Below are 23,640 nucleotides of genomic sequence, written 5' to 3'. Positions count from 1 at the left end.
AAAGGGTGCGTTAACTACCCGGGACGCAGTAGTGCTGTGTCAGGTTTTGATTTTAGGGTAGAGGGATTTGAGCCTGTTGCGAGCATCGTCGGTGCGGAACTGCCGATCGACGCTACGCTGCTTGTCGTTGGTGTAGTCCTGCCAGGCGGCCGTCTCTACCCTCAACTCCTCTATCGTTGCGAACCGCCTACCCTGCACGCATTGCCGCGTCATCGCGCTCAGCTCACATTCCGCGACGTGCAACCAACTCCCGTGCTTGGGCGTGTGGCGGAACTCCGATCGCCTCACCAGCGCCCGCGCCGTTTCCGGGTCGAACGCCTCGTAGAACGCACCGATCGTGTGCGTGTTCCGGTTGTCGCACACCACGATCACCTTCACGGCATCCCGGTAGCGAGTCCGTAGTAACTCGGCCACCTCCAACGCCCAATCCACCTTCGTCCGCCGCTCCCGTACGCTCACCTGGCGCCACCCCACCAGCGCCTCACAGAACATGAAGATGCTCGCCGTGCCCGCCCGCTCGTACTCGTAGTCCACCCGGCGCGGATGATCCTTCGTCGCGGGAATCGGCGCCCGCGTCTCCTTGAGCAACGGGATCGGTTGCTCGTCCATGTTGAGTACCGGGTAGAGGCAATCGTAAGGCAAGGCATAGGTGTCCAGGACCAACGCCATGTGCGCCACGAACGCCGCGTCAGCGTCTGGCGGGATCACCCCGTACTCCAACTTCCGCGGCGCCATCGCGTTTTTTTGAGCGTCTGACGAATGGTCTCGTGGCTGATGGCGTCCACAACCTCCAACGCGACGACCTGCTCGGCCAGTAACCGCAGGCTCCAGTTGGCGAAGCCCTTGGGCGGCGGACCCAATCGCATCGCGATGACTGGGGCTTCCTGTTGGCCGTCGAGCAACTTGGCTCGCGGGGGCTCGGCCCGGGGTTGTCCGTGGAGTGCCACCTCGAACCCGCTCGTCACCACGCGCTCCCGGATATTCTCCACGGTCTTGGTGCGACATCCGACGGCCTCGGCAATCTTCGCATCCGTCCAGCCCGGGCCATCGGCATCGGCCTTCAGAAGAATCTGGGCCCGACGAACCTTCTGCGAGGATCCCTTGAGTTTCTTGACCACCTCCGACAACGTGGCCCGTTCCGCATCCGAAAGACGAACGATATACTTCTTCATCATGGCGGCACCTCACGGGGGGGGGCTGCCATCATACCAATGGACCCCGTGGCATCCTAATTCGTTAGCCTGACACAGCACTAGTTCGTCGTCGGCGCGGCGGATCGGGCACGTGGGATTGGCTCAACGGTTTGTTGAGGCGGTTCCCGCTCCCGCTTCCCGTACCGATTCGGGCCGGGCCGTAGGCACGCACGCGAGTCCACGAAGCGACGAGCCGGATGCGGGAAATCCGCACGTCCGGATCTGTGGGAGCCCCGGCAGGCAACTGCCGGGGCGACCCGGCCCAAACGCAGAGCGGAATCGTACCGGCGGTCCCGCCGCGCACCGTATCCGGTTGTTTTAGGTTTCGAATGGCATGGTTAATGTGCAAATATTATGGTCGATCAGAGCCGCGGGGGTTGGTGGTAGCAGTGAGTCCAGCGCCAACAGCCCCACTGGATGCGCTCGGGGCGAGTCACACGAGTTCCGGTAGCGCTTTGCCTTCGGCAAGGTGCTGCGGGCGCCCGGTCGGGTCGAGTATTGTTGTCGTCTCGGAGTTCAGCCCGAGGTTGTGGTACAGGGTCGCGAAGATGTCACCGAACCCGACGGGGCGCTCCTTGGCGTTGCTCCCGGTGCGGTCCGTGCTGCCGATCACCTGGCCGGTTTTCATTCCACCCCCGGCGAGGATCGCACAGCTCACCTGCGGCCAGTGGTCGCGGCCCGCGTCCTTGTTGATGGTCGGGGTGCGGCCGAACTCGCCCCACGCGATCACCGTCACGTCGTCCAGCATCCCGCGCGCGTCGAGGTCTTCGACCAGCGCCGTGAGGCACTGGTCGAGTTTCCCCCCGTGGTCGCGGACCAGGTCGAAGTTCTGCCCGTGACTGTCCCACCGACCGTAACTGAGTGTGACCACCCGCGCCCCGGCTTCGACCAGACGCCGCGCCATGAGCAAATGCTCGTTGGCGGTCGGCGCGCCATCATACTGGTACTTGTAGGGCTTGCCATCACCGTACCGGGCACGGACCTTTGGGCTCTCCTTCGACAGGTCGAGCGCTTCCACAAGTTTGCTCGACGTGAGCACATCGAACGCGCGCTCGGTCGCCGCGTCCGCGCCCTGAAGGGCGCCGGCGTAATCCGCGGCGCGTTTCATGTCATCAAAGTGGCCGAGGAGTTTCTTGCGGTCCGGCAGGTTGTCGCGGTTGGCGGTGTTGACGGTCATGTTCACCATGTCGGGGCCGCTCGGCTTGAACGGCCCGAACGTGCTGCCCAGGAACCCGGTCTGGCCCGCATCGCTCCAGGGCACGTGCTGGGTCTTTTCGGCCAGCCCGATGAACGGCGGCACGCTCGGGTCGACGTTCCCTTGCAACTTCGTCACCGTACTACCCAGGCTCGGGCGCCCGCCCATCGACGCCAGCGATTGTTGCGGCCACCCGGTGGTACACTGGTAGGCGTCGTGGCCGCCGCGGGCACCGACGACGGACCGGATGAACGCGAACTTGTCCGCCATCTTCGCGATCCGGGAGAACGTTTCGCCGATCTGGATGCCGGTCACGTTGGTCGCGATCGGCTTGAACTCGCCGCGCACCTCGGCCGGCGCCTCGGTCTTGATGTCCCACATGTCCTGGTGGGGCGGTCCGCCGCCCAGGAAGATGTTGATAACGGCTTTGTGCCGCGTGCGGGCGAACGGGTCGTGCTGTTTCGCGGCGGCCTCGGCGCGAAAAACGTCCGCGAGCGTCAGATTCATCGCGCCGAACGAGAGCGCGCCGACTTTCATGAAGTTGCGGCGGGAGACGCCGTCGCAGAAGCGCGTGCGCCCAAAGGGAATGGACAACATGGCGACAGCCCCTGGGAGTGGGGTAAGGGGTGGGAAACTGGCAGGTGGGAAGAGCGCGTGGCGCTCCGGTTCTTTCCCAAAGGATAATCCGGAAACCGTGCGGTCGCAATATAAAACACCCGGAACTGTCACCGCGTTGCCGCACAAGGAACGTTCATCATGCCGGCCGAAGTCCCGGAATCCGTTCTCGAAGCCTTGCGGAAGTACGACACGCCGACCGTGTGCAACGTGTTGGAACTCTTCGAATGCCGGTCGCGGATCGTAGGCTACACAGACGCCCGCATCAAGGCGTGTTACCCGTCCCTGCCGCCGATGGTGGGATTCGCGACCACCGCGACCTTCCGGGCCGGTGCCCCCCTGCGGGGCGGCGACACATACATGGGTTTGGGGGCACAGGTCGAGCGAATCGCTGCCCTGAGCGGACCGAAAGTGGTCGTGTTCCAGGACCTCGATGATCCGCCCGTCGCCGCGACTTTCGGCGAGATCATGTGTACCACTTACCAGGCGTTCGGGTGCGTGGGGCTCGTGACGAGCGGCTGCGGGCGCGACCTCGATCAGGTCGAGCCTCTCAAGTTCCCGTGCTTTACGGCGGGTACGATGCCGTCGCACGGCTACACACAGATCGTGGAACTGGAAGTGCCGGTGCGAGTTGGTGGGGTTTGGATCGCCCCCGGAGAGCTGCTGCACGGTGACCGGAACGGGATCACCACAATTCCGCCCGAGTTGGCCGCTTTGACCGCCGAGGGGTGCGCGGGCTTCATGGACGCGGAAGCCGTTGTGCTCAACTACCTTCGCCAGGGAAGTGCAACCGCGTCGGGGTTTGTAGCGGCCCGTGACGAGTGCAAACGGCGGATGACTGAACTCGGAAAGAGCCTCAAGTCACGGGCCGCTGCCGTCCGATAAAGAGGGTACAATTGACGCTTCGCCCCGCGACCGATAAAATTTGGTGAGTGAGTTGTCGCCGGCCTCGTAGCCAAGTGGTAAGGCAACGGTTTGCAAAACCGTCATTCCCCGGTTCAAATCCGGGCGAGGCCTCTCGGTCAAAAACCATGGACCCTCACAAGCCCCTGAAATTTCAGGAGCTTGTGTCGTTTGTCAGCACGACTTACTCGCGGCCCGTTTACCGCCGTATTCGGGCTCTTGCCTGTTCGCAACATACTCGCTATACTCAGCTCTGTAACTGGCTCGGTTCGAAGCGAATTGGGGAATGGTGTAACGGTAGCACGAGTGACTCTGACTCACTTAGTCTAGGTTCGAATCCTAGTTCCCCAACTCAACACAAAGCCCGCCACAACAACGAGTTATGGCGGGCCTTGTGCGTTTCTCAATTGGCAAGGATTTCGAGGTAGACCACGGGCTAGTGCAGCGTCAGGTTTTAATTTTAGGGTAGAGCGAGTTCAGTTTGGTTCTCGCGTCGTCGGTGCGAAATTGCCACTCGACGCCGCGCGGCTTGTCGTTGACGTACTCGTGCCACGCGACCGTCTCCGCGCGCAACGCCTCGATCGTCGCGAACCGGCGGCCGTGCACGCATTGCCGGGTCCTCGCGCTCAGCTCGTTCTCGGCGATGTTGAGCCCGCTGCCGTGCTTGGGCGTGTGGCGGAACTCGAGCCGACGCACCAGGGCCCGGGCCGTGACCGGATCGAATGCCTCGTAGAACGCCCCGATGGTGTGCGTGTTCCGGTTGTCGCACACCCGGATCACCTTCTCGGCGGCCGCGTACCGGCCCCGCAACAGCGCCCCCATCTCCACCGCCCAGTCGACCTTGGCCCGGTGCTCCCGGCCCCGCCCCTGGCGCCACCCGGCCAGGGGCTCACCGAACATGAAGATGCTCGCCGTCCCGGCCCGCTCGTACTCGTAATCGACCCGCCGCGGGTGATTCGTCGTGGCCGGGATCGGGACCCGCGTCTCCTTCAGCAACGGGATTGGCTGCTCGTCCCTGTTCAGCACCGGGTACCGGCAATCGTAGGGCGTGGTGTACGTGTCCAGGACCACCTCCATGTGGGCCACGAACTCCCCATCGGCCTTCGGTGGGATCACCCCGTACTCGATCTTGCGACTCGTCAGTCCACTTTTTTTAGGGTCCGGCGGATCGTCTCGTGGCTGATCGCGGGCACGATCTCCAGGGCCACGACGTTCTCGGCCAGGAGCCGCAAGGTCCAGTTGGCGAACCCCTTGGGGGGGCGGCCCCAACCGCATCGCGATGACCTGGGCTTCTTGCTGGCCGTCGAGCACCTTGGGCCGGGGCGCGTGGCCCCGGGGCCGACCGTTGAGGGCCACTTCGAACCCCGACGTGACGAGCCGCTCGCGCACGTTCTCCACGGTCTACGTCCGGCACCTCACGGCCTCGGCGATCTTCGCGTCGGTCCACCCCGGGCCGTCCGCGTCGGCCTTCAGCAGGATCTGCGCGCGGCGCACCTTCTGCGACGACCCCTTGAGCTTCTGGACCACGTCCGCCAGCGTCGCGCGCTCATCCGCCGTGAGCCGGACGATATACTTCTTCTGCATGACAGAGCCCCGGAGGATGCCACCAGTGCCCCACAAACCGGGCTCAGTAACATCCTAATTCCTTGGCTTGACGATGCACTAGATCAGGCTGGCTGAATCGGCCTTCCATCACGACGGGAGTTTCGTCATCCTCGCGGGGTATCCCAGATTGACACCCCGTGCGGAGCCGGTCATGCCAGGGAAGGCCGCCAAGGTGGTCATCACGGAGCGGCAGCAAGAGATCCTCCAACGGTGGGTTCGGTCCCGCTCCTGCCCGCGGGGATTGGCACAGCGAGCCGAGATCATCCTGCTCGCCTTCGACCGCCTGCAGAACGGACCGATCGCCGAGCCACTCGGGTGTGAGCGGCCCGCCGTCGGGATCTGGCGGCGACGCTGGGCGGACGTCTTCGACACCCTGGTCCGCATCGAGTGCCTCGAAGGTCTCTCGGCCCTGGAGACGGCGATCGAGGATGTCCTGAGTGACAACCCCAGGTCCGGTTGCCCGGGGACGTTTGCTCCCGACCCGATCGCCCGGATCATCGCGGTCGCGTGTGAGCCGCCGGAGGATTCGGGCCGACCCGTGACGCACTGGACCCCGGCCGAGTTGGCCGAGGAGGTCGTGGCACGCGGGATCGTTCCGGCCATCTCCGTCCGCCACGTCGGACGCTTTTTAAAAGTGCCGAACTCCAGCCCCATCGGAGTCGGTACTGGCTGAACGCGAACCCCAAGGATCCCGAGGCGTTCGCCCAACACGTCCGGGAGGTGTGCGACTGCTACCCGGCGGCCCCGGATCGGTCGAAGGCCGGGGTTCACACGGTGTGCGTGGACGAGATGACGGGGGTCCAGGCGAAGGAGCGGATCGCCCCGACCCGGCCGATGCGGCCGGGTCAGACCGAAAAGGTCGAGTTCGAGTACAAGCGGCATGGGACGCAGTGCTTGATCGGGAACTTCGCGGTGGCAACGGGTCAGGCGATCGCCCCGACGGTTCAGGCGACGCGGGGCGAGAAGGACTTCGCCACCCACATCGAACAGACGGTGGCGACGGACCCAGAGGCGGGGTGGATCTTCGTGGCGGACAACCTGACGACGCACACCTCGGCGACGCTGGTGTTGTGGGTGGCGTCGCTGTGCGGGATCGCGGCGGAGTCGCTGGGGGAGAAGGGGAAGAGTGGCATTCTGAAGTCGGTGGCGACGCGGAAGGCGTTCCTGACGGATGCGAGCTGTACTTTCCGCGAATTTGTAGGCCGGGCGGTGATGGTGGTACGTTCGAAGTAGACGAATGCCGGCCCGTCCGGGAGGATGGCGTTACCACACGACCTCCCAACCCGAACGGACGCGGCGATGCCATCTTCGCACACTCCGGCCCCGCGGTGCCAGTGGTTTTCGATTCTGGCCGGTGCCTTGGATCGGCGCTCGGGCCGGCGGTTGGCGCTGTTGTTCCTGGGGGTGCTGTTGGCCCGCGGGCGACAGGCCCGGAGTTGCTGGATCCGAGCCGCCGGGTTGTCGTCCCAGTACCGCCGCTGCTACCCCACCGCGGCCGCCGTCGGGCGCCGGGCCGAGGCCATCGCCACCCGGTTGTTGGTCGAGGTGCTCCGGCCGTTGGTGACCGGGCCGCGGGTCGTGCTCGCGTTGGATGACACCCCGACGGCGCGGTACGGTTCCCAGGTGCAAGGGGCCGGGGTGCACCACAACCCGACCCCCGGGCCGGCCGGGAGCGGGTTCGTGTACGGGCACGTGTGGGTGGTCCTCGGGTTGCTGGTGGCGCACCCGCTGGGCGGGGTCGTGGCGTTACCCCTGTTGGCCCGGCGGTACATCCGGAAGGCGAACCTGGGGGCGGTTCGGGCGGCGGACCGGCCCCCGTTCGCAACCAAGCTGACCATGGCCGTGGGCTTGGTGCGGTGGGCGCACGGGTGGCTGGCGTTGTGGGGGAAGGCGGTGTGGGTGGTGGCCGACGGGGCGTACGCCCAGGGGCCGGTGCTCAAGCCGCTGCGGAAGCTCGGGGTGACGGTGGTGAGCCGACTGCGCCGGGATGCGGCCCTGTGCTCGGTGCCACCGGCGCGAGTACCCGGGCGGCCCGGGCGGCCGCGGGTGTACGGGACCGAGCGGGTGTCGCTGGCCAAGCGGGCCGCCCACCCCGGCGGGTGGAGCACCGGCATGTTCACCGTGTACGGGAAGTCGGTCGAGAAGCGGTACAAGACGTTCGTGGCCACGTGGCGCCCGGCCGGTGGGGCGATCCGGGTGGTGTTGGTGGACGAGCCCCACGGATGGGTCGCGTTCTTCGGCACCGACACCACCGCGACCGTGGCCGACATCCTGGAGCGGGTGGCCGACCGGTTCACCCTGGAGACCTGTTTTCGGGATCTCAAACAAGTCGCCGGGGCGGGTCAGCAGCAGGTGCGCGGGGTGCCGTCGAACGTGGGGTGCTTCCACCTGTGCGCGTGGGCCCACACCCTGACCGAGGTGTGGGCCTGGAACCAGAACGCCGAGGCCCTGGTGGGGCACCGATCCGCATCCCCGTGGGACGACCCGAACCGGCGCCCGAGCCACGCGGACAAGCGCCGGGCCTGGCAACACGAGCTGTTGGCCCAGGAGATTCAGGCCGTTGTGGGCGAGCACCACGACCACGCGAAAATCCGCGACCTCGCCCACCGGTGCTTGGATCTGGCCGCGTGAGCGCGGCCGATTCGCGGAAACTACAGATGCGAGCCATCGGGTTCGTTTCGTGTACGTACCCAAGCACACGTCGTGGCGGAACCAGGTGGAGATCGGGTTCCGCGTGCTGGCCAGGCGTGTGTTGCGTCGAGGGAACTTCCGTTCGGTGGCGGACCTGCGTGAGAAGATACTGGCGTACATCGCGTACTACAACCGGACGCGAGCCAAGCCCTACAAGTGGACCTACGCGGGCCGCCCGCTCAATGTGTGAAACCAGGGAACCGTCTGCCTTGGTGGAAGGTCGATTCAGCCAACGTGATCTAGGGCGTGCGGACATAAACGCAAATCTGACTATTTTAGCTCCCCTCGATTTGGAGAGCTATTGATGCGGTCCCGCCACACCATTTCGGACGCCGACTGGGCTCGCATTGAGCCGCTGCTGCCCAAGTATGGTCCGGCGGGAACCAAGCGGCGGTTCATCGATGCGGTTCTGTTCGTGGGCAAGACCGGGATCCCGTGGCGTGACCTGCCGGACCGGTTCGGGGACTGGAACGGGGTGTGGAAGCGGTTCGACCGTTGGTCCCGAGCGGGGCTCTGGCAGAAGCTGTTCGATGCGCTCCAGGATCCGGACCTGGAGTGGTTGATCCTCGATTCGACGGTGATCCGGGCGCACCCGTGCGCCGCTGGTGCGAAAAACAGTCCGACGGAACCGGAGGCCAAGAGGAGCAGGCGTTGGGCCGCAGCCGGGGCGGGTTCGGAACTAAGATCCACGTCCGAGTGAACGGGCTCGGGTTGCCCACCCGGTTGCTGCTGAGCCCGGGCCAAGACGCGGACATCACGCACGCTGAGGAGTTGCTGGCCGGGGCTCCACCGGCGGTGACCATCGGCGACAAGGGATATGACAAACAGGAACTCGTGGATGGCATTGAGGCCCGGGGTGGCGAGGCGGTGATTCCGAGCCGCAAGAACCGGGCCGAGCAGCGGCACATCGATACCGACCGGTACAAGGACCGCAATCTGGTCGAGCGGTTCTGGGCTAAGGCCAAACAATACCGACGGGTTGCGACACGGTACGACAAAACCGCGCGCAACTCCCTCGCATTCGTTCACATTGCATCCATTATGATCTTGCTACGGTAAGGGACTCGGCAAAAAATAACTATCCCAACGGAGGCAGTTCGTGGCCAGGGATGTCCACGAACCAATCGTTGAGATCCGGCAGCCGATGAACCTCGTCTTCGACCTGCGCCATTTCCTTTTTCGTCAAGCGGACGCCCTTCGGGTAGGCATCGGTCAGTACCTCAACGGTGGGATGCTTGCCGCCCCAGGTCATCGACCGGGCGAACCCGAGGACCGCTTCGCGGGTGTCTAACAGATCTCCGCCCCAGTGGTTCTCGAGTACCCCCCAGCAGTGCTCGATCGGGTTGTACTTGCTGTGGTAGGGCGGGTAATACGCCAGCCGCACGAGCCGCCTCCGCTGACGCGCCAAGGCCACCATCCTCTTGAGGAACTGGGTTCGCCGGCCTTTGTTCTCCGGCCCGTTGTCTTGGTTGATGACCAGTGTCCGGACCCGCGGGAAGCGCGGCTGGTGCTGTACCCACCAGCGGTCCAGGATGTCCACGATGAAATCGCTCGTCACCCGCGACGTCGTGAAGTACAGCCACAGGTCGCTGTCACGCGGCAGCAACAGCCCGTAGGGTGTCAGGACCTCTTCGGCCCGGAAGTCGTGGTCCGCGGCCTTCGTTCGTACTCGGTTCTTGCCCTTGCGCGAGTACGCCCCCACCTGAACACCGGCTTTCGCGTCCAGCGACAGCCGCAGCGTGTCGGCACTAGCGTCGGCCTGCGGGTTGATCTCCTTCAGCCGTGCGAAGATGGCATCGGTCTGGGGGATCTTTTTTTGGGCACGCACTTGAGAACCTTGGTCGGGTGGAACCCGAGGTCGTTGAGCTTGGTGCGGAGGGTTCGCGCCTGGGGCAACTGGTCCGCGCGGTACCCCTTCGTGGCGACCAGCTGACGCCGCACTTCTTCGGCCGTCAGCCGGGTATACAGGCGCAGGGTGCGGAACCGCGGGTCCGCCTGGCTCTGGCTGGTGACGAGGTCCCGGATGTCGGCCAGCAGGTCGGGCAATCGGTCCTCGGCACGGTGCCGGCCTCGCGCCGAGAACGCGTCGCGGGCCACGACGCCCGAGTTCAGTTCCCGCATGCCCTTGCGGATGGTGACCCGGTTCCACCCGAACGCCTCTTCGGCTCGGCGTTGACCGCCGGGACCCAACGCACGCACCACCCGGGCCATGAACAACCGTCGTTGCGCCCCGCGCAGATCGTTCGCCGCCTCGATCAACGCGGGCGTGAGTGTCTCGCCGAACGGAATCACAGCGACCTCCTGCGGGTACCACCGAGAAGGTCATCCTACGATACGAGACTTGGGATAGTTATTTTTTGCCGAGTCCCTAACTGTCCACACGCCCTAGGCCGCCCGGACGACGACACGGTCACCCTTTTGCTGGCGACCGTCTACCGGGACCAGAAGCGCTGGACCGCGAGCGACGAGTTGTACCAGCGCGTGCTGGACAAGTTGCGCCCGCAAGCCGCGAGCAACCCGCGAACCGCTGACATGTGCGCGACCGCGATCGAGGGGCTCGCGTTCAACGCCCGTGCGGACCGTCCGCCCGGTCGACGCCGAACTGGCCCTGAAGATGGGGCTGGACGTGCTCCCCGGGCGTGCGGCCCAGTTCCACCTCCAACTCGGCCGACACTACCACGACGGCGGCCGGCCCGGCCCCGCCCGGGAGCACCTGCGGGAGGCCGCACGGCTCGACCCTCGAACGGAGCCGGAGGTCGGAAAGGTGCTGCGCCAGATCAACACCGCCACGCCCGGTTGCTTCTCCTGGCAGTAAAGTGACCGCGGCAGGTGTGCGCTGCGGCGTCGGTCCGTCCGGGTCAGGCTCGTTATGAACCGGACAACCGTCTGCTCAGCGCGAGTCGCCCGGCGCGCGTCCGTCGGCGGTGCTATCGGTGCCGCCCCCCGGCGGCGGGGTCATGACCGGGGGCGGGGTGATCGTCGCGTGCGCCCCGGTGGAACCCGGATCGGCGCCGCTCTTGGTGGTCAGCGATTCGAGCGCCAGCTTCCACTCGTGCGCGTCGCTGGGCCGACGGGCCGGGTTGTGTGACACGCTCTGCACCAGCAGCGAAACGATGCTGCGCGTCAGCCCCAGCGCGCGGAGGTCGTCGGCCATGTCCGGCCCGGGCCAGCGCGTCAGATCCCCCATCAACATCTGGAACCCGAGCACCCCGAGCGCGTACACGTCGTCCCGCGGATCCGGCGGGTCGCCGTTGCGCTGCTGCGGGCTGGCGTACCCGAAGCTGCCGGCGGCGCGGAGCAGAGTGGGCACCCGCCCACTGTTGGTCAAATACCCGTGCGTGGCCCCGTCCGCGGGGGGCGCGCTCGCGGCGCCGCCGATCCCGAAGTCGGTCACCCGGAACGTGCCCGTCGCGTCGCGCAGCACGTTAGCGGGCTTCAGGTCGCGGTGAACGATGGGGATCTTCAGGCGGTGGCAGTGTGCGATGGCCGCCGCGACCGCGAACAGCGTGCGCACCGCCCGGCGGACCCGCTTCGGCGCGGTGCGAACCTGCCACTCGCGGACCGCGTCGATCAGCGTCCCGCCCTCGACGTACTCATACATCAGCCACGGCATGTCGCCGTCCAGGTTGCACTCCAGCAGCGGGACGATGTTCGGGTGGTCGCCCGCGTGCTTCATGACGCGAACCAGCACCTTCTTTTCGTGGGTGACGAGCCGGTGCCGCACGTCGGGGTGGGTGAAGAACTTGACCGCGCGGCGCTCTGCTTTCCACTCGTGCCGCACCAGCCACACCTCGCCGAACCCGCCGGCCCCGATCTGCCGTTCCAGCACCCAACTCGATAGCCCCGGCAGCGGGTCGCCGGTCGCGAACGACAGCCGGATCGGCTCGACGGCCTGGACCGCCGAGAGCGGGTCGAGGCGGGCGCGCTCGACGCTGCCCTGCGCGCGGGTGTCCGGCAACGGGAGCGGGCCGCCGGGGGAATCCGGGCGGAGGGGGCCTCCCTCCCCGCTCAGTTCGGGGACGAAACGGAACCCGCACCGCGGGCAGGTGATAACCTTTCCGCCGCGCAGGCGCATGGGCGTTTTCAGCGCGACCCCGCAGCCGGGGTTCGGGCACCTGTACGAAACGGGCATTCGGCGCTCCCGCCTCAATGCGAACTGGGGCGATGACTGGGCGAGCTTCGGGCTCACGACGTGTGAAAAGTATGGTAGCAGCGCGGGCCACAAGTTGGAATCCGAGACCGCTTCGGCGTCGAATAACGGATATCGGTGACGACTTTCTCGACACTTCGCGCGTGGCGCGGTCGCGCCACGCGCGACCGCGCCTCCGTTCCCTAACGACGGCTCCAAAAATTACGAAATCGATCAGTTTCGCTGACGTCTAAGGCACGAGCGGGAAGGTGATCTCCCAGTGACCTCTGGGATCGGCTACAAGGTATGCCTCACGGGGGAGGTCGTGATAGCAGAACTCACGGACGACGCCCGGTGGGCCATCCTACTGGCCGCGACGCTGCTCACCGGGCACAAGCGGCGGCGATTCCAGGCCGAGATGGCTCATACCTACTGCGGCGGCTCCGCCCGCCACGCCGAGACCACCTTCGGGTGGGGACGCGACACCGTCCACACCGGCCTGAACGAATTCCGGACCGGCTATAGTGGACCCCGAAAACTGGACCGCCGGTTAAGCTATACCGGAGGCCCAGGAAAGGGGAACCCATGGCGGGCAAGCGGAAGAGTCACTCGGCGGCGTTCAAGGCCCAGGTCGCGCTGGCGGCCCTCAAGGGCGACAAGACCATCAACGAACTGGCGAGTCAGCACGGCGTCCACCCGACCCTGATTCATGGGTGGAAGAAGCAGTTGCTCACCGGGGCCGAGGCCGTGTTCGCCTCGGGGGCGAAGGGCACCGGCCCCCCGGAAGACAAGACGACCGAGTTGTACGAGCAGATCGGCCGCCTCAAGGTGGAACTCGACTGGGTGAAAAAAAAATCGGCCGCCCTCGGCTGAGGCCAAGCGTGCCCGGATCGAGGCCGAGCACCCGGAGCTGAGCGTCCGGCGCCAGTGCGAGCTGATCGGATTGAACCGCTCGACGGTGTACTACGAGCCGACCCCGGAGAGCGCGGAGAACCTGACGCTGATGCGGTTGATCGACGAGCAGTACACGACGTGCCCGTTCTACGGGAGCCGGCGCCTGGCCGCGTGGCTGGGCACCCAGGGCCACGAGGTGAACCGCAAGCGGGTGCAGCGGCTGTTGCGGATCATGGGGTTGGAGGCCCTGTACCCCAAGCCCAAGCTGTCGGTCGGGTCCGGGCACAAGGTGTACCCGTACCTGTTGCGGGGCGTGGCCATCGACCGGGTCCATCAGGTGTGGAGCACGGACATCACGTACATCCCGATGCCCACCGGGTTCATGTACCTGGCCGCAACGATGGACTGGTTCAGCCGGTACGTGGTGGCCTGGCGACTGTCCAACACGTTGGACGGGTCATTCTGCCAGGACATGCTGGAGGAGGCCTTGGGCCGGGGCAAGCCGGAGGTGTTCAACACGGACCAGGGAGTCCAGTTCACGGCCGCCGCGTGGGTCGGGCGATTGGAGCGGGCCGGGGTCGCGGTGAGCATGGACGGGCGGGGCCGGTGCCTGGACAACGTGTTCGTGGAGCGCCTGTGGCGGAGCGTCAAGTACGAGGACGTGTACCTCAAGGGTTACGAGTCGGTGCCGGCCCTGGAGAGTGGGCTCCGGGCGTACTTCGGGTTCTACAACACCGAGCGGTTACACCAGTCCCTGGACTACCGCACCCCGGCTCAGGTGTATGGCGTCGGAGCCACGAAGGCCCCGACGAAACAGTAGCGAAGGATAGCAACTTTTTGGTCTAGACAATGGGGTCCACTGTAGGCATCCGGTGCGTCGAGGACTTCGAATCCCGCGGGCGGACGGCGACCGAGGACTTGCACCCCAAGGTCGAAGTGCACATCCGCCGCCTGGTCGCTCCGCACGCCCAGGCCGGTCCCACGTTCCAGACCCCGTTGGCCTATACCCGGGTTACCGCCATGGCCGTCCGCGAGGCGTTGCTGGCCGTCCCCGAACGGGCCGGGAAGGTGCCGACCCGCCAGACCGTCGGTGACATCCTGAACCGCCTCGGGTACAAGCTCTGCCGGGTTCCGTTCGGCGTACGACGTGGAACTGGGTACCGATTGTGGACGTCAGGCCATCGGTGCCGTTGAGGTCACGACCAACGGCACCGATAGCGGACAACTCACGCCATTGGTGGGCCAGACGCGGGCACGGCACGGGATGTACCCGCGAGAGGTCTTGTCCGACGGCGGGTGCGTCGACCTGTCGGACATTCAGGCGGTTGAGGACGCGCCACGGGGATGTACCGTGTACGCGCCGGTGCCGGAGCCGAAAGATCCGACTCGGGACCGGTACCAACCGCTTGCCACGGACCATCCGACGGTCCGCCAGTGGCTCCCCCGGATGGGGACCGAGGCGGCCCAAGACGTGTACCGACATCGGGCCGCGACGATCGAGTGCGTGAACGCCCAGGCCCGGAACCGCGGTCTGTTGCGATGACTGGTTCGCGGGGTGGAGAAGGTGATGTCCGTGGTCCTGTGGTTTGCGGTCGCTCACAACCTGGCTTGCGGGGCAAGGCCGCGCGCCGCGGAAATGGTGCCCTGACGAGGCAAAAACGGTGCAGGCGCGACGCATGCCGCCAATAGCCTGGGAGCAAACCCGAGCACCGCCCCACAGACCCTCTCACCACGACTGCGAACGGAATCGATTGCCGCCCGAGAGGGTTTGATTCACAGGCTCTGAACTCGACTGATGCCGAATCTGTGACGCTTATCCGGCGGGTGCGAGCGTGGTAAGCAAGAGCTCGCGCACGGGCTCCGGGAGTTTATCAAGACCCATGGTTTGCCCGGCCTGTGGCAAAAGTGCCTCGGCCCAGAGCCACCGCCGGACCGCCGCCAACGCATCGGAGAATGTTGCGACGGTATTGCCCGGCCATTCCACGACCCCGGTTCGCTTCGATGCGGGCAGGGTGTGGAACTGGACCGCCACCACGGTGTACAACCGGAACAGGCACGGGGCCGCCCGCAACACGGTCTTCTCGCGCCGCCCGCGGGTCGTCTCCAGGCCCAGTTCCGCGCGCATTTCTTGGAACGTACTCCTCAATAGCTCAGCCATAATGCCTCCGAAGGTAGAGGTGGGGTGGCCCGGTCGGCTGGCAACCGGGCCGGTTCCAGTCTACCGCGCCGGCCGCGGTTTGGGCTTCTCCAGCTCCTCGAAGCGAGCCTTATTCGCCCATGTGCGGGGGAGTTGGTGAAGGGTTCGCAGGCGCTCTAGTTCTTCGGCGTCGACCCAGATCACGTGGTGCGCGTTCTCGTCACGACGGACGTTCACCCACTTCACTTTCACCCAACGACGGACCGTGTCGCGGTTGACGCCCAGACGATGCGCCAAACTACCCGGACGGTACTCGTCGGTCACTGCTGCGCACATCTGGCTTGGGCTATAACGTCTTGACCCATCAGGACGTTGAGGATCTGTCGTGCCATCCGCAACCGGGACGGCGTCCGCGGCGAACGGTTTCTCCGCCGAAGTGCTACACCGCCTACCGCTGGCCGAGGCGTTTTACACCGTATGGGGGTACCTCGCCTCGGACGCCGTCCTCGCGGACCTGTTCGACCGGTATCGGGGTCGGTGCTACGAGGACCAGCTCACCTTCGCCGAGTTGGTCCGGGTGCTCGCCGACGCCCTCACCCGGTACCGGGGCCACGGTCGCGGGGCCATCCTCGACGCGGTCCAGCGGAACCAGATCTCGTGCCAAGTGCGGGCCGTGTACGGCAAACTCGCGCGCCTCCCGTTGCCGCTGGCCGAGGCCCTCCTTACCACCCTCACCCCGCGCCTCCGCCCGCTGCTCCCGGCGGACGCCCGGCCGGCCGCTGTGCCGGCCAGCCTGAGCGGGCTGTCGGTGGTGGTGGTCGATGGGAAGAAGATCAAGAGGGTGGCCAAGCGGCTGCTCCCGACCCGGAACCAGCCGGGCAAACTATACGGCGGGAAGTTGCTGGTCGCGTACCTACCCGCCGAGGGCGTGGCGGTCGGTCTGGCTGCCGATGTTGACGGGGAGGCCAATGACATCCGGTCCATTCCGGCTCTGTTGCCGACCGTCCGTGAGGTGGTGACGGGGCCACGGCGGTGGGTGGCCGACCGCCAGTTCTGCGACCTGATCCAGCCCCGTCGGTTCGCCGCCGACGGAGACCACTTCGCGGTCCGGTACGGGCACAACACGGGGTTCCACCCGGACCCGACGCGGGCCCCGGTCACGGGCACGGATGATGACGGCCGCGCGGTTCGTCAGGAGTGGGGGTGGCTCGGGGCCGAAGGGCAAGGGGAGCGCCGGTTGTACGTGCGACGGGTCACCCTGATCCGCCCGGGCGACGAGGACGTGGGGGTGATTACGGACCGGCTCGACGACCGACGGCACCCCGGCGCCGATCTGCTGGCGGTGTACCTCACGCGGTGGCAAATCGAGAACGTGTTCCAACAGATCACCGAGGTGCTCCACCTGCAACGACTGATCGGGTGCCGTCCGCCCGCGACCGTGTTCCAGGGGGCCCTGTGCCTGGTACTGTTCAACGTGCTGCAACTGGTGCGAGCGTACATCACGGCCGGTCGCCCCGAGCCCACGCCCGTTGAGGATGTGTCCGCCGAGCAGGTGCTCGCGGACATGACCCGTGAGTTGATCGGGTTGCACGAGGTGCTGACGCTCGACGAGGTGACCGCCGCCCTCCCGGTGCCGGGCGGCGATGAGCGGGTGCGCGGTCGCGTGCGAGAGTTGCTCTCCACGCAATGGTCGCCGAAGTGGGCCAAGGTGCCGAACCAGAAGCCGCGACCGGAGAAGCCTCCGCCGCGAAAGTCTGGGGGGCACACCTCGATTCACAAGCTGCTCCAGCCGAAGCCGCCAAACGGTCGGACATAACGGCACGCATCAGATGTGCGCAGCAGTGGCCCCCGGCCGCCTAAGTGACTGTCCCATATGTGGCGGTTGGGTGGGTAGAATGGTCCATGCGAACCCAATCCTACCCGAGCGACGTGACCGACGAGCAGTGGGGGCTCATCGAGCCACACATCCCCGTGTACCCCGGCGGCCGTCCCCGCACCACCGCCCTGCGGGACGTCACCGACGCGGTCTTCTACGTGCTGCGGACCGGTTGCCAGTGGCGGTACCGGCCCAAGGACTTCCCGCCCAAGTCCACGGTCGGGCGGTACTTCGACGAGTGGCGACACAACGGCACCCGCGACACGATCCATGACCTTCTCCGCAAAAAGGTCCGCACCGCCGAGAGGCCGTACTCGCCCCGGACGACCGCGAGCGTGGATAGCTAGTCGGTGGACACGACCTCCGGCGGCGAGGAGCGGGGCCGGGACAACGCCAAGAACGTGGACGGGCGGAAGCGGCACATCCTCGTGGATTCCATGGGGTTGCTGCTGGCCGTGCTGGTGACGGCCGCGAGCGTCGATGATGCCAAGGCGGCGGCCGAACTGTTCGGCCGGCTGGACGAGCAACCGATGGGGAAGGTGCGCCGGGTGTTCGCCGACCGCAAGTACCACAACTACGCCCTGTACGAGTGGGTCGAGACGAACGCCCGGTGGGAGCTGGTCATCGTCCGCCGCCCGGACGGGGCCAAGGGGTGGGTGAAGTTACCGCGGCGGTGGACGGTGGAGCGGACGTTCGCCTGGCTGGGGACGTGCCGGCGGTTGTCCAAGGACCGGGAGAAGGCGGTGCGGTCGTCGGAGGCGTTCGTCAAGTTGGCCATGATCCACCTGATGCTCAACCGGCTTGAGCCGAAAGGGGGCGACGCCGAGTTTCAATACCACACGGGTAACCGTTCACGGGGTGCGGGCCGTGCATTTTCCAGGCCTTTGTGACTCGATTCTGCGCGGGGTTGCCTCAAGAGCCGGTGTTCCGTAATCGAACGGACGCGATGACATCTGTTCCTCAACCGCCGGAGCTACCGAGTGACCTGCCGCCAGCGGTGGTGGCGTACATTCGTGCGCTGGAAGCGACGGTTGCGCAGTTGCAGGCCACGGTCGCGGCTCTCCAGGTCACGGTGGCCGACCTTCAGACCCGGCTCAACCAGAATTCCAGCAACTCGTCGAAACCGCCCTCGTCGGATGGTCCGCAGGTGAAGCCGGCCCCGCCCAAGAGTCCCTCGGGGAAGCGGCGCGGCGGTCAATCGGGGCACCCCAAGGCCGAGCGCACCGTGCTGCCGCCCGACACGGTCCACACCCTCAAACCGGACACCTGCCGCGGGTGTGCGTGCCCACTCACCGGGGACGACCCGAACCCGTCGATTCACCAGGTGCATGAGATCCCGGTCGTCCGGCCGCAGGTGACCGAGTATCGGTGCCATCGGCTCCGGTGCCCGCACTGCGGCGCCGTGACGACCGCACCGGTGCCCGCCGACGCGGCTCCCGGGTACGGTCCCCGGGTCCAGGCGGTGGCCGCCATGCTCACCGGTTCGTGCCGCCTGGGCAAGCGGGTGGTGAGCCAACTGTTCGACGACCTGTTCGGGTTGCCCATCCGTCCGGCCACGGTGTGCAAACTCCAGCACACGACCGCGGCGGCTCTGGCCCCGGTGGCCGAAGCGGCTCTCGCGTACACCCGCGGGCACCCGGCGAACGTGGACGAAACGGGCTGGACGCAAGGGCGCCAGCGGGCCTGGTTGTGGGTCGCGGTGAGCACCTCGGTGGTCGCATTCCTGATCCGCGCCACCCGGGGCCGGAGCGCGTTCGACGACCTGCGGGACGGGTCCGCCCAGGTCCACACGACCGATCGGTATCCGGTGTACACGCATCTGCCGGTGCATCGGCGCCAGGTGTGCTGGGCGCACCTGCGGCGGGACTTCCAGGCGATGATCGATCGGGGCAACGACGGATCCCCGATCGGGGCCGCCCTGTTGGCCTGTTCCGACGAACTGTTCGGGCACTGGTTCCGGGTGCGGGACGGGACGTTAGCCCGGTCCACGTTCGCTCGCGTGTACGCCCGCGCCGTGCGGGCCCGGTTCCGCACGCACCTGGGGTACGGGGGCCGGTGCGGGTGCCCCAAGACCGGGGCCGTGTGCCGCGAGCTGTTGGCGGTGGAGCCGGCCCTGTGGACGTTCGCACGCGTGGGCGGGGTGGAACCGACCAACAACGCGGCCGAGCGGGCCCTGCGTCACGCCGTGTGCTGGCGCAAGACCAGCTACGGCACCGACTCCGAACGCGGTAGCCGGTTCGTGGAGCGGATCCTCACGGTCCTGGCCTCGTGTCGCCGGCAGGGCCGCAACGTGCTCGCATTCCTCACCGACGCCGTCACCGCACACCGTACCGGGGCAAAGCCACCAACACTGATCCCGGTCCCGGCTCAACAACCACCGATGATGAACCCAACTTTCGCTGGCTGTTGAGATACACCCGCATCAACTGTGAACGCTTACCCACACGGTGGCATAAATCTCACATATGGGACAGTCACTAAGCTCAGCGAGTCGCCTCCACACCGATCTCCTGCTCCCTAGTACTACTCCGTTAGATTTGAATCGGATGTAAGTGCTGTGCCCGGCAGTGGACACAATCCGGCTGGGCCCACGGGCGCAGCAGCTGTTGCAAGGCGCGCCGCACCCCGGGCAGGGTCAGGGGCGGTTCGGCGCCCCCTTTTTTACCCGCTCCGGGCGGGTGCGGTTGGCCCGATCCCGTTCGGCCCCGAGCCGGTCTCTCTCGAGCAACAGGAACCCGTACGCCAACAGGGTCATGGCCGCGTGGTGGTGGAACCCGCGCCACGACCGGCCCTCGAAGTGGTCCAACCCCAACTCCTCCTTCAATTGCTGGTACCCCTGTTCCACCGGCCACCGGCTCTTCCACAGCCGCACCGCCGCGATCCGACTCGTGCCCGCCGGTCGGTTCGAGAATGCGAACTTCAACGGACCATCCTCGCCTTGCTTCTCGACCAACACCCACAACGGCTTCTCGTCCGCACACTCGCCCGTCTTCCACCCGTGGGCCGGCCACACCCGCACCCACGCGAAGTGCCCGGACAACGTCCCCTTCGTGCCCTCGCGCCAGCCCACCCGGTGCCGCGCGACCCGTTCGGCCAACGCGCTCAGCGGCACCGGGCGCGGGTTGCTCGCCGCCAGCCGCGGCGGCTTGCGGGGGCGACCTCGACCGCCCGAGTTATCAGCCCCGGGTCGATCCCATTTGGGTTCTGCCGTGAAAACCACGAGGTCCCCGGTCACCCCCACGATGTACTTCAGCCCCCGTTGCTCCAGCCCGGCCCGGAACGCGCCGGAGACCCCGTACCCAACATCGGCCACCACCGCGCGGCCGGGTAAACCTTCGCCCCGCACCCGGTCCAACAGTTCCAGGGCGATCTCGTGCTTGGTTCGAGCGATGCGTTGATCCTCGGGCACGCCCACTCGGCCCAACCGCGTGGCGTCGGCGAGCCACGCGTCCGGCAGGTACAGTTGCAGGTCCAGGGGGTAGTGACCTTTGGGGCCGACGTACTGCACGGACACCGCGACCTGGCAGTTGACCGTCTTGCCCAGCGCGCCGCAGTATTGGCGCGGAACGCCCACGGAGTGGGTGCCCTGTTTGGGGAACAAGACGTCGTCGAACAGGAAGATCCCGTCGGGGCTGGCGAAGGTCTGAGCGAGGTGGGCACGATAGCGCGTGAGGACGGGCTTCTGATCCCAGGGGCTTTGGTTGACGAACTGTTGGAGTGCCTGCTCGGGATCGGTGCTGGTGAGCTCGTCGGGCAGGGTGATGCGGCGTGAGAGTGTGTTTTGAAACCTACGGGTTGGGGTACAATTTGCGGAGCATGCGGTGAATCATGGCGGCTTGGATCATGGCTTCGGTGGTTTCGGTGTGGTACTCGTAATCGACCATGAGCCGCCGGTACCGGACGAACCAAGCGAACGTGCGCTCCACCACCCACCGCCGGGTGTGCACCTTGAACCCGTCCTTGGCGTTGGCGGTGATGGTCACCGCCCATCGGCACACGTTGCGGACGAACTGCTGGAACCGCTTGGAGAACCCGCTGTCGGCGATCACCTCACGCACCCGCGGCAGCCGGTGCCGCACCGCGCCCAGCAGCCACCGCCCGCCGTCCCGATCCTGGATGTCGGCCGTGAGCACCGACAGGGCCCACACCAACCCGAGCGAATCGACCCCGATGAACCGCTTGCGGCCGTTCACCTTTTTTCCCCCCGTCGTACCCCTTCGGGCCGCCGCGGTGGGTGATCTTGACCGTCTGACTGTCGACCCGCAAGGTCTCCGGGGTGGCGGGGTACCCGGCCTCGATGCGCACCTCCTCGCGGAGCGCCGCATGCACCTGATCCCAGGCGCCGGCGAGGCGCCAGTCGCGGAACAGGCCGTACACCGTTTGCCACGCCGGGAAGTCGTGGGGGAGCATGCGCCACGCCCCGCCCGCGCGCCGGTGGTAGAAGATCGCGTTCACCACCTCGCGCCGGTCCACCACCACCGGGTGACCACCCTTGGCGGTCCCGCACTTGGGCTTCGGCAACAGCCGGTCCAACTGCTCCCATTGCGCATCCGTCAGATCCGTCGGGTATCGCTTCCTACTCATGGCGGCCATGAGTAGACCATCTGCTGCTCAAAATCTAGAGCGGTTTCAAAACACACTCTGAGAGCGGTTCGATGGACTTGCGCTCGCCGTCGAGGAGCAAGCCCTGGAGGTAGACCCCGGCCCAGAGGGCGGGCTTGGACTGGGGGAAGTCATCCGCAAACAGGGCCGCGTAATCACGCAACCGCTCGAGAACAGCCGCGTCGAGGGTTGGAGTAAAGGTTCTCATGCAAGATTAGAGGTCGGAACCGCTTAAAGCGATTCCGACCTCTAACGGAGTAGTACTAGCTCGGGAGACACGACCATGCCCGACGAAAGCGTCTCCACGTTCTGGACCGACCTCCTCCACCTACCGGGGTTCGCGGTCGTCCACGTGCGTGAGGACGAGGTCTGCCAGCGGTACGTCATCACCGTGGTTCCCGAACACCCCGTCGGTGTGTGCCCGCACTGCCATCGGGTGACCGAGATGGTCAAGCAACGCCGCACTCGGGAGGGCATCCTCGACTGGCCCATCGGCTCCCACGCCGTCGAGTTGACGGTCCGCGTCGGACAATTCGAGTGCCCACACTGCGACCGATGTTTTACCCTGACCATCGAGTTCTTGGCCGAAGGGGCACACGGCACGGAGCGGTTACTGGGGCGTGTCGCCGAGTTGATCCGCCACAGCGACGTGTCCAACGCGGCCCGGTTCTTCGGGGTTGCGGAGAAGACGTTGGAGGGCTGATACTACGACTACGTGGCGCGCCAGCAACCGGACCTCGCCCGGACGCCGACCGGGCCGATCCGGCGGATCGGGATCGACGAGCTGTCGCTCAAAAGCGGCACCGACAGTTCGTCGCCGTGATCATCGATCACGACCACGGGCTGAATGTGCTGGAGAACCGGGAGAAAGCCACGGTCCTGGCGTACCGGAAGGCGGCCAAGGCGAGTGGCCTGCTGGCGACCGTCGAGGAGGTGACGACGGACATGTGGGACGCCTATGTGGAGGCATCTCGGGAGGCGTTCGGGGAGGGCGTCGCCATCACCATCGACCGGTTCCATGTGATGAAGAACTTCCAGGACGGGTTGACGGCGGCCCGCCGGGAGTTGCAGCGGGGCCTGTCGGCGGAGGCCAAGACCCGGTTGAAGGGGAGCCGGTGGTGGGTGACGAACCCGGAGAACCTGCGCGAGGAGGACCGGGAACCGTTCGCCCGGTTGCGGCAGGAGTTCCCGGCATTGGGTGCGTTGTGGGACCAACGGGAGGGTCTGCGTGCCATCTTCGAGGATCGAACGATGGTCACGGCGGAGCAGGGCCGAAAGCGGTTAGAGGGCTGGATGAGTGAGGTCCGGAAACTCGGCCTGTCGGCGTTGGAGAAGTTCTGCAAGACGTTGACGAACGGGATGGGCCGGATCGCGAACTACTTCGGGAACCGGAACAGCAACGGTCGGACCGAGGGATTCAACCACGGGCGGCGCGCCATCCTGTGGCGTGCCTGGGGAATGGTCAACTTCAAGAAATTCCGGCTCTGCGTGTTGGACCGCTTCGGCCGGGCGAAAGCTTGAACGTCCCCAAGAATCGCGGAGAGCCGGACAACCCAGCGGCGCCCGCTGCTCGACCGAACAAGGCACACCCGTCCGTCGCGGACCAGGATCGCCGCCGCTTGTCGCACCCAGATCGGCATCGGTTTCTCCCCGCGCGGGCAGTTCCAGTGTGTCTTCTCGCATCGGGGAGAGTGGTCAAGCTTCTGCGGACACATTCTGCAGATTCGGGCGACGCGGACCGCGGGTTCTATAATTCCTCCTCAAAACCGCGCCCGCCGGCCCACGCCGTCGCGCGGCTTA

The 23,640-nt window shown here is 66.4% G+C and carries 24 protein-coding genes, 2 tRNA genes and 4 pseudogenes; 17 read left to right on the top strand and 13 right to left on the bottom strand.

Annotation, left to right across the window (positions count from 1 at the left end; translation table 11 throughout):
- Positions 1-39 precede the first annotated feature (39 nt).
- The 3 genes from GobsT_RS14540 to GobsT_RS14530 form a co-directional block, all read right to left on the bottom strand.
- Entirely contained in the window at positions 40-735 is a 696-nt protein-coding gene (locus GobsT_RS14540) for a transposase (RefSeq protein ID WP_010033548.1), read from the bottom strand.
- Positions 705-1,175 carry a helix-turn-helix domain-containing protein gene (locus GobsT_RS14535; protein ID WP_010037885.1) on the bottom strand — a complete coding sequence of 157 codons (471 nt, stop codon included), beginning with the start codon at positions 1,173-1,175 and terminating at the stop codon, positions 705-707. Before GobsT_RS14535 ends, GobsT_RS14540 begins: the two co-directional genes overlap by 31 nt.
- A 451-nt stretch (positions 1,176-1,626) precedes the next feature.
- Positions 1,627-2,985, bottom strand: coding sequence for a DUF1501 domain-containing protein (locus GobsT_RS14530; protein ID WP_010044561.1), 1,359 nt, complete (start codon positions 2,983-2,985; stop codon positions 1,627-1,629).
- A gap of 159 nt (positions 2,986-3,144) precedes the next feature.
- Here GobsT_RS14530 and GobsT_RS14525 point away from each other — a divergent pair, with 159 nt between their 5' ends.
- The 3 genes from GobsT_RS14525 (at position 3,145) to GobsT_RS14515 (ending at position 4,257) form a co-directional block, all read left to right on the top strand.
- Positions 3,145-3,888 carry an RraA family protein gene (locus tag GobsT_RS14525; protein WP_010044560.1) on the top strand — a complete coding sequence of 248 codons (744 nt, stop codon included), beginning with the start codon at positions 3,145-3,147 and terminating at the stop codon, positions 3,886-3,888.
- 60 nt (positions 3,889-3,948) lie between these two features.
- Positions 3,949-4,020 (top strand) — tRNA-Cys (locus tag GobsT_RS14520).
- A gap of 166 nt (positions 4,021-4,186) precedes the next feature.
- Positions 4,187-4,257 (top strand) — tRNA-Gln (locus GobsT_RS14515).
- Positions 4,258-4,353: 96 nt separating this feature from the next.
- Here the strand turns inward: GobsT_RS14515 and GobsT_RS14510 are convergent.
- On the bottom strand, positions 4,354-5,304 hold the full coding sequence (locus GobsT_RS14510; RefSeq protein ID WP_081471794.1) for a transposase: 951 nt from the start codon (positions 5,302-5,304) through the stop codon (positions 4,354-4,356).
- Positions 5,305-5,307: 3 nt separating this feature from the next.
- Entirely contained in the window at positions 5,308-5,490 is a 183-nt protein-coding gene (locus GobsT_RS14505; protein WP_010033103.1) for a hypothetical protein, read from the bottom strand.
- A 172-nt stretch (positions 5,491-5,662) separates the two neighbouring features.
- Here GobsT_RS14505 and GobsT_RS14500 point away from each other — a divergent pair, with 172 nt between their 5' ends.
- The 5 genes and pseudogenes from GobsT_RS14500 (at position 5,663) to GobsT_RS14480 (ending at position 9,261) form a co-directional block, all read left to right on the top strand.
- Positions 5,663-6,184 carry a helix-turn-helix domain-containing protein gene (locus GobsT_RS14500; RefSeq protein WP_010034520.1) on the top strand — a complete coding sequence of 174 codons (522 nt, stop codon included), beginning with the start codon at positions 5,663-5,665 and terminating at the stop codon, positions 6,182-6,184.
- Between the two features lie 47 nt (positions 6,185-6,231).
- Positions 6,232-6,744, top strand: coding sequence for a transposase (locus GobsT_RS14495; protein WP_010044549.1), 513 nt, complete (start codon positions 6,232-6,234; stop codon positions 6,742-6,744).
- Between the two features lie 66 nt (positions 6,745-6,810).
- Positions 6,811-8,142, top strand: coding sequence for an IS701 family transposase (locus GobsT_RS14490; protein WP_010034542.1), 1,332 nt, complete (start codon positions 6,811-6,813; stop codon positions 8,140-8,142).
- 49 nt (positions 8,143-8,191) lie between these two features.
- A complete protein-coding gene (locus tag GobsT_RS14485; protein ID WP_010044547.1) occupies positions 8,192-8,392 on the top strand; it encodes an IS3 family transposase in 201 nt (66 codons plus the stop codon).
- 114 nt (positions 8,393-8,506) lie between these two features.
- Positions 8,507-9,261 (top strand): annotated as a pseudogene (locus tag GobsT_RS14480) (IS5 family transposase).
- 19 nt (positions 9,262-9,280) lie between these two features.
- Here the strand turns inward: GobsT_RS14480 and GobsT_RS41040 are convergent.
- Positions 9,281-10,491 (bottom strand): ISAzo13 family transposase gene (locus tag GobsT_RS41040; RefSeq protein WP_417936405.1). Its coding sequence is split into 2 segments (ribosomal slippage): positions 9,281-10,020 and positions 10,020-10,491, totalling 1,212 coding nucleotides; the frame shifts between segments, so codons are not numbered across the junction.
- A 283-nt stretch (positions 10,492-10,774) separates the two neighbouring features.
- Between GobsT_RS41040 and GobsT_RS14470 the strand changes: the two genes are divergently transcribed.
- Complete coding sequence (locus GobsT_RS14470; RefSeq protein ID WP_010044539.1) at positions 10,775-11,017, top strand: tetratricopeptide repeat protein; 243 nt, start codon at positions 10,775-10,777, stop codon at positions 11,015-11,017.
- 75 nt (positions 11,018-11,092) lie between these two features.
- Here GobsT_RS14470 and GobsT_RS14465 read toward each other — a convergent pair whose 3' ends face one another.
- Positions 11,093-12,334, bottom strand: a complete 1,242-nt coding sequence (locus GobsT_RS14465; protein WP_010044538.1) for a protein kinase domain-containing protein — start codon at positions 12,332-12,334, stop codon at positions 11,093-11,095.
- Between the two features lie 582 nt (positions 12,335-12,916).
- Between GobsT_RS14465 and GobsT_RS14455 the strand changes: the two genes are divergently transcribed.
- Both GobsT_RS14455 and GobsT_RS14445 read left to right on the top strand, forming a co-directional pair.
- A protein-coding gene (locus GobsT_RS14455) for an IS3 family transposase (protein ID WP_417936319.1) occupies positions 12,917-14,045 on the top strand; the annotation gives its coding sequence in 2 pieces (ribosomal slippage) (positions 12,917-13,195 and positions 13,197-14,045; 1,128 coding nt in all).
- A gap of 327 nt (positions 14,046-14,372) precedes the next feature.
- Positions 14,373-14,768, top strand: coding sequence for a hypothetical protein (locus tag GobsT_RS14445; RefSeq protein ID WP_157507029.1), 396 nt, complete (start codon positions 14,373-14,375; stop codon positions 14,766-14,768).
- 270 nt (positions 14,769-15,038) lie between these two features.
- Here the strand turns inward: GobsT_RS14445 and GobsT_RS14440 are convergent, their stop codons facing one another.
- Together GobsT_RS14440 and GobsT_RS14435 are read right to left on the bottom strand one after the other, a co-directional pair.
- Positions 15,039-15,383 (bottom strand): hypothetical protein, encoded by a 345-nt coding sequence (locus tag GobsT_RS14440; RefSeq protein WP_197905116.1) that lies wholly within the window; start codon positions 15,381-15,383, stop codon positions 15,039-15,041.
- A gap of 60 nt (positions 15,384-15,443) precedes the next feature.
- Positions 15,444-15,686: a MerR family transcriptional regulator gene (locus GobsT_RS14435; protein WP_010048975.1), complete on the bottom strand. Its 243-nt coding sequence runs from the start codon at positions 15,684-15,686 to the stop codon at positions 15,444-15,446.
- Between the two features lie 61 nt (positions 15,687-15,747).
- Here GobsT_RS14435 and GobsT_RS14430 point away from each other — a divergent pair, with 61 nt between their 5' ends.
- The 4 genes from GobsT_RS14430 (at position 15,748) to GobsT_RS14420 (ending at position 19,648) form a co-directional block, all read left to right on the top strand.
- A complete protein-coding gene (locus GobsT_RS14430; RefSeq protein ID WP_010048973.1) occupies positions 15,748-17,178 on the top strand; it encodes a transposase in 1,431 nt (476 codons plus the stop codon).
- Positions 17,179-17,264: 86 nt separating this feature from the next.
- Positions 17,265-17,585, top strand: coding sequence for an IS5 family transposase (locus tag GobsT_RS39655; protein WP_010048971.1), 321 nt, complete (start codon positions 17,265-17,267; stop codon positions 17,583-17,585).
- Positions 17,586-17,588: 3 nt separating this feature from the next.
- Complete coding sequence (locus GobsT_RS39650; protein ID WP_010048969.1) at positions 17,589-18,128, top strand: IS5 family transposase; 540 nt, start codon at positions 17,589-17,591, stop codon at positions 18,126-18,128.
- Positions 18,129-18,184: 56 nt separating this feature from the next.
- Positions 18,185-19,648, top strand: coding sequence for an IS66-like element ISGob3 family transposase (locus GobsT_RS14420; RefSeq protein ID WP_033199793.1), 1,464 nt, complete (start codon positions 18,185-18,187; stop codon positions 19,646-19,648).
- A gap of 225 nt (positions 19,649-19,873) precedes the next feature.
- On the opposite strand, the pseudogene GobsT_RS14415 reads toward GobsT_RS14420, so the two are convergent.
- From GobsT_RS14415 to GobsT_RS14400, 4 genes and pseudogenes are all read right to left on the bottom strand, one after another.
- Positions 19,874-21,013: pseudogene (locus GobsT_RS14415) on the bottom strand (IS701 family transposase); the annotation flags it as partial.
- Between the two features lie 13 nt (positions 21,014-21,026).
- Positions 21,027-21,563 carry a transposase gene (locus GobsT_RS14410; protein WP_081471947.1) on the bottom strand — a complete coding sequence of 179 codons (537 nt, stop codon included), beginning with the start codon at positions 21,561-21,563 and terminating at the stop codon, positions 21,027-21,029.
- A gap of 10 nt (positions 21,564-21,573) precedes the next feature.
- A pseudogene (locus tag GobsT_RS41035) lies at positions 21,574-21,822 on the bottom strand (transposase); the annotation flags it as partial.
- A gap of 40 nt (positions 21,823-21,862) precedes the next feature.
- Positions 21,863-22,048: pseudogene (locus GobsT_RS14400) on the bottom strand (hypothetical protein); the annotation flags it as partial.
- 75 nt (positions 22,049-22,123) lie between these two features.
- Between GobsT_RS14400 and GobsT_RS37770 the strand changes: the two are divergent.
- Both GobsT_RS37770 and GobsT_RS14395 read left to right on the top strand, forming a co-directional pair.
- Positions 22,124-22,543, top strand: coding sequence for a transposase family protein (locus GobsT_RS37770; RefSeq protein ID WP_029600877.1), 420 nt, complete (start codon positions 22,124-22,126; stop codon positions 22,541-22,543).
- A gap of 116 nt (positions 22,544-22,659) precedes the next feature.
- Positions 22,660-23,361 carry a transposase gene (locus GobsT_RS14395; protein ID WP_010039730.1) on the top strand — a complete coding sequence of 234 codons (702 nt, stop codon included), beginning with the start codon at positions 22,660-22,662 and terminating at the stop codon, positions 23,359-23,361.
- The last annotated feature ends 279 nt before the right edge of the window (positions 23,362-23,640 follow it).

The organism is Gemmata obscuriglobus (assembly GCF_008065095.1).
GTDB classification, from domain to species: Bacteria; Planctomycetota; Planctomycetia; order Gemmatales; family Gemmataceae; genus Gemmata; species Gemmata obscuriglobus.
The sequence above is the reverse complement of the archived record's forward strand: the minus strand, read 5'-3'. Positions and strand labels throughout refer to the sequence as shown.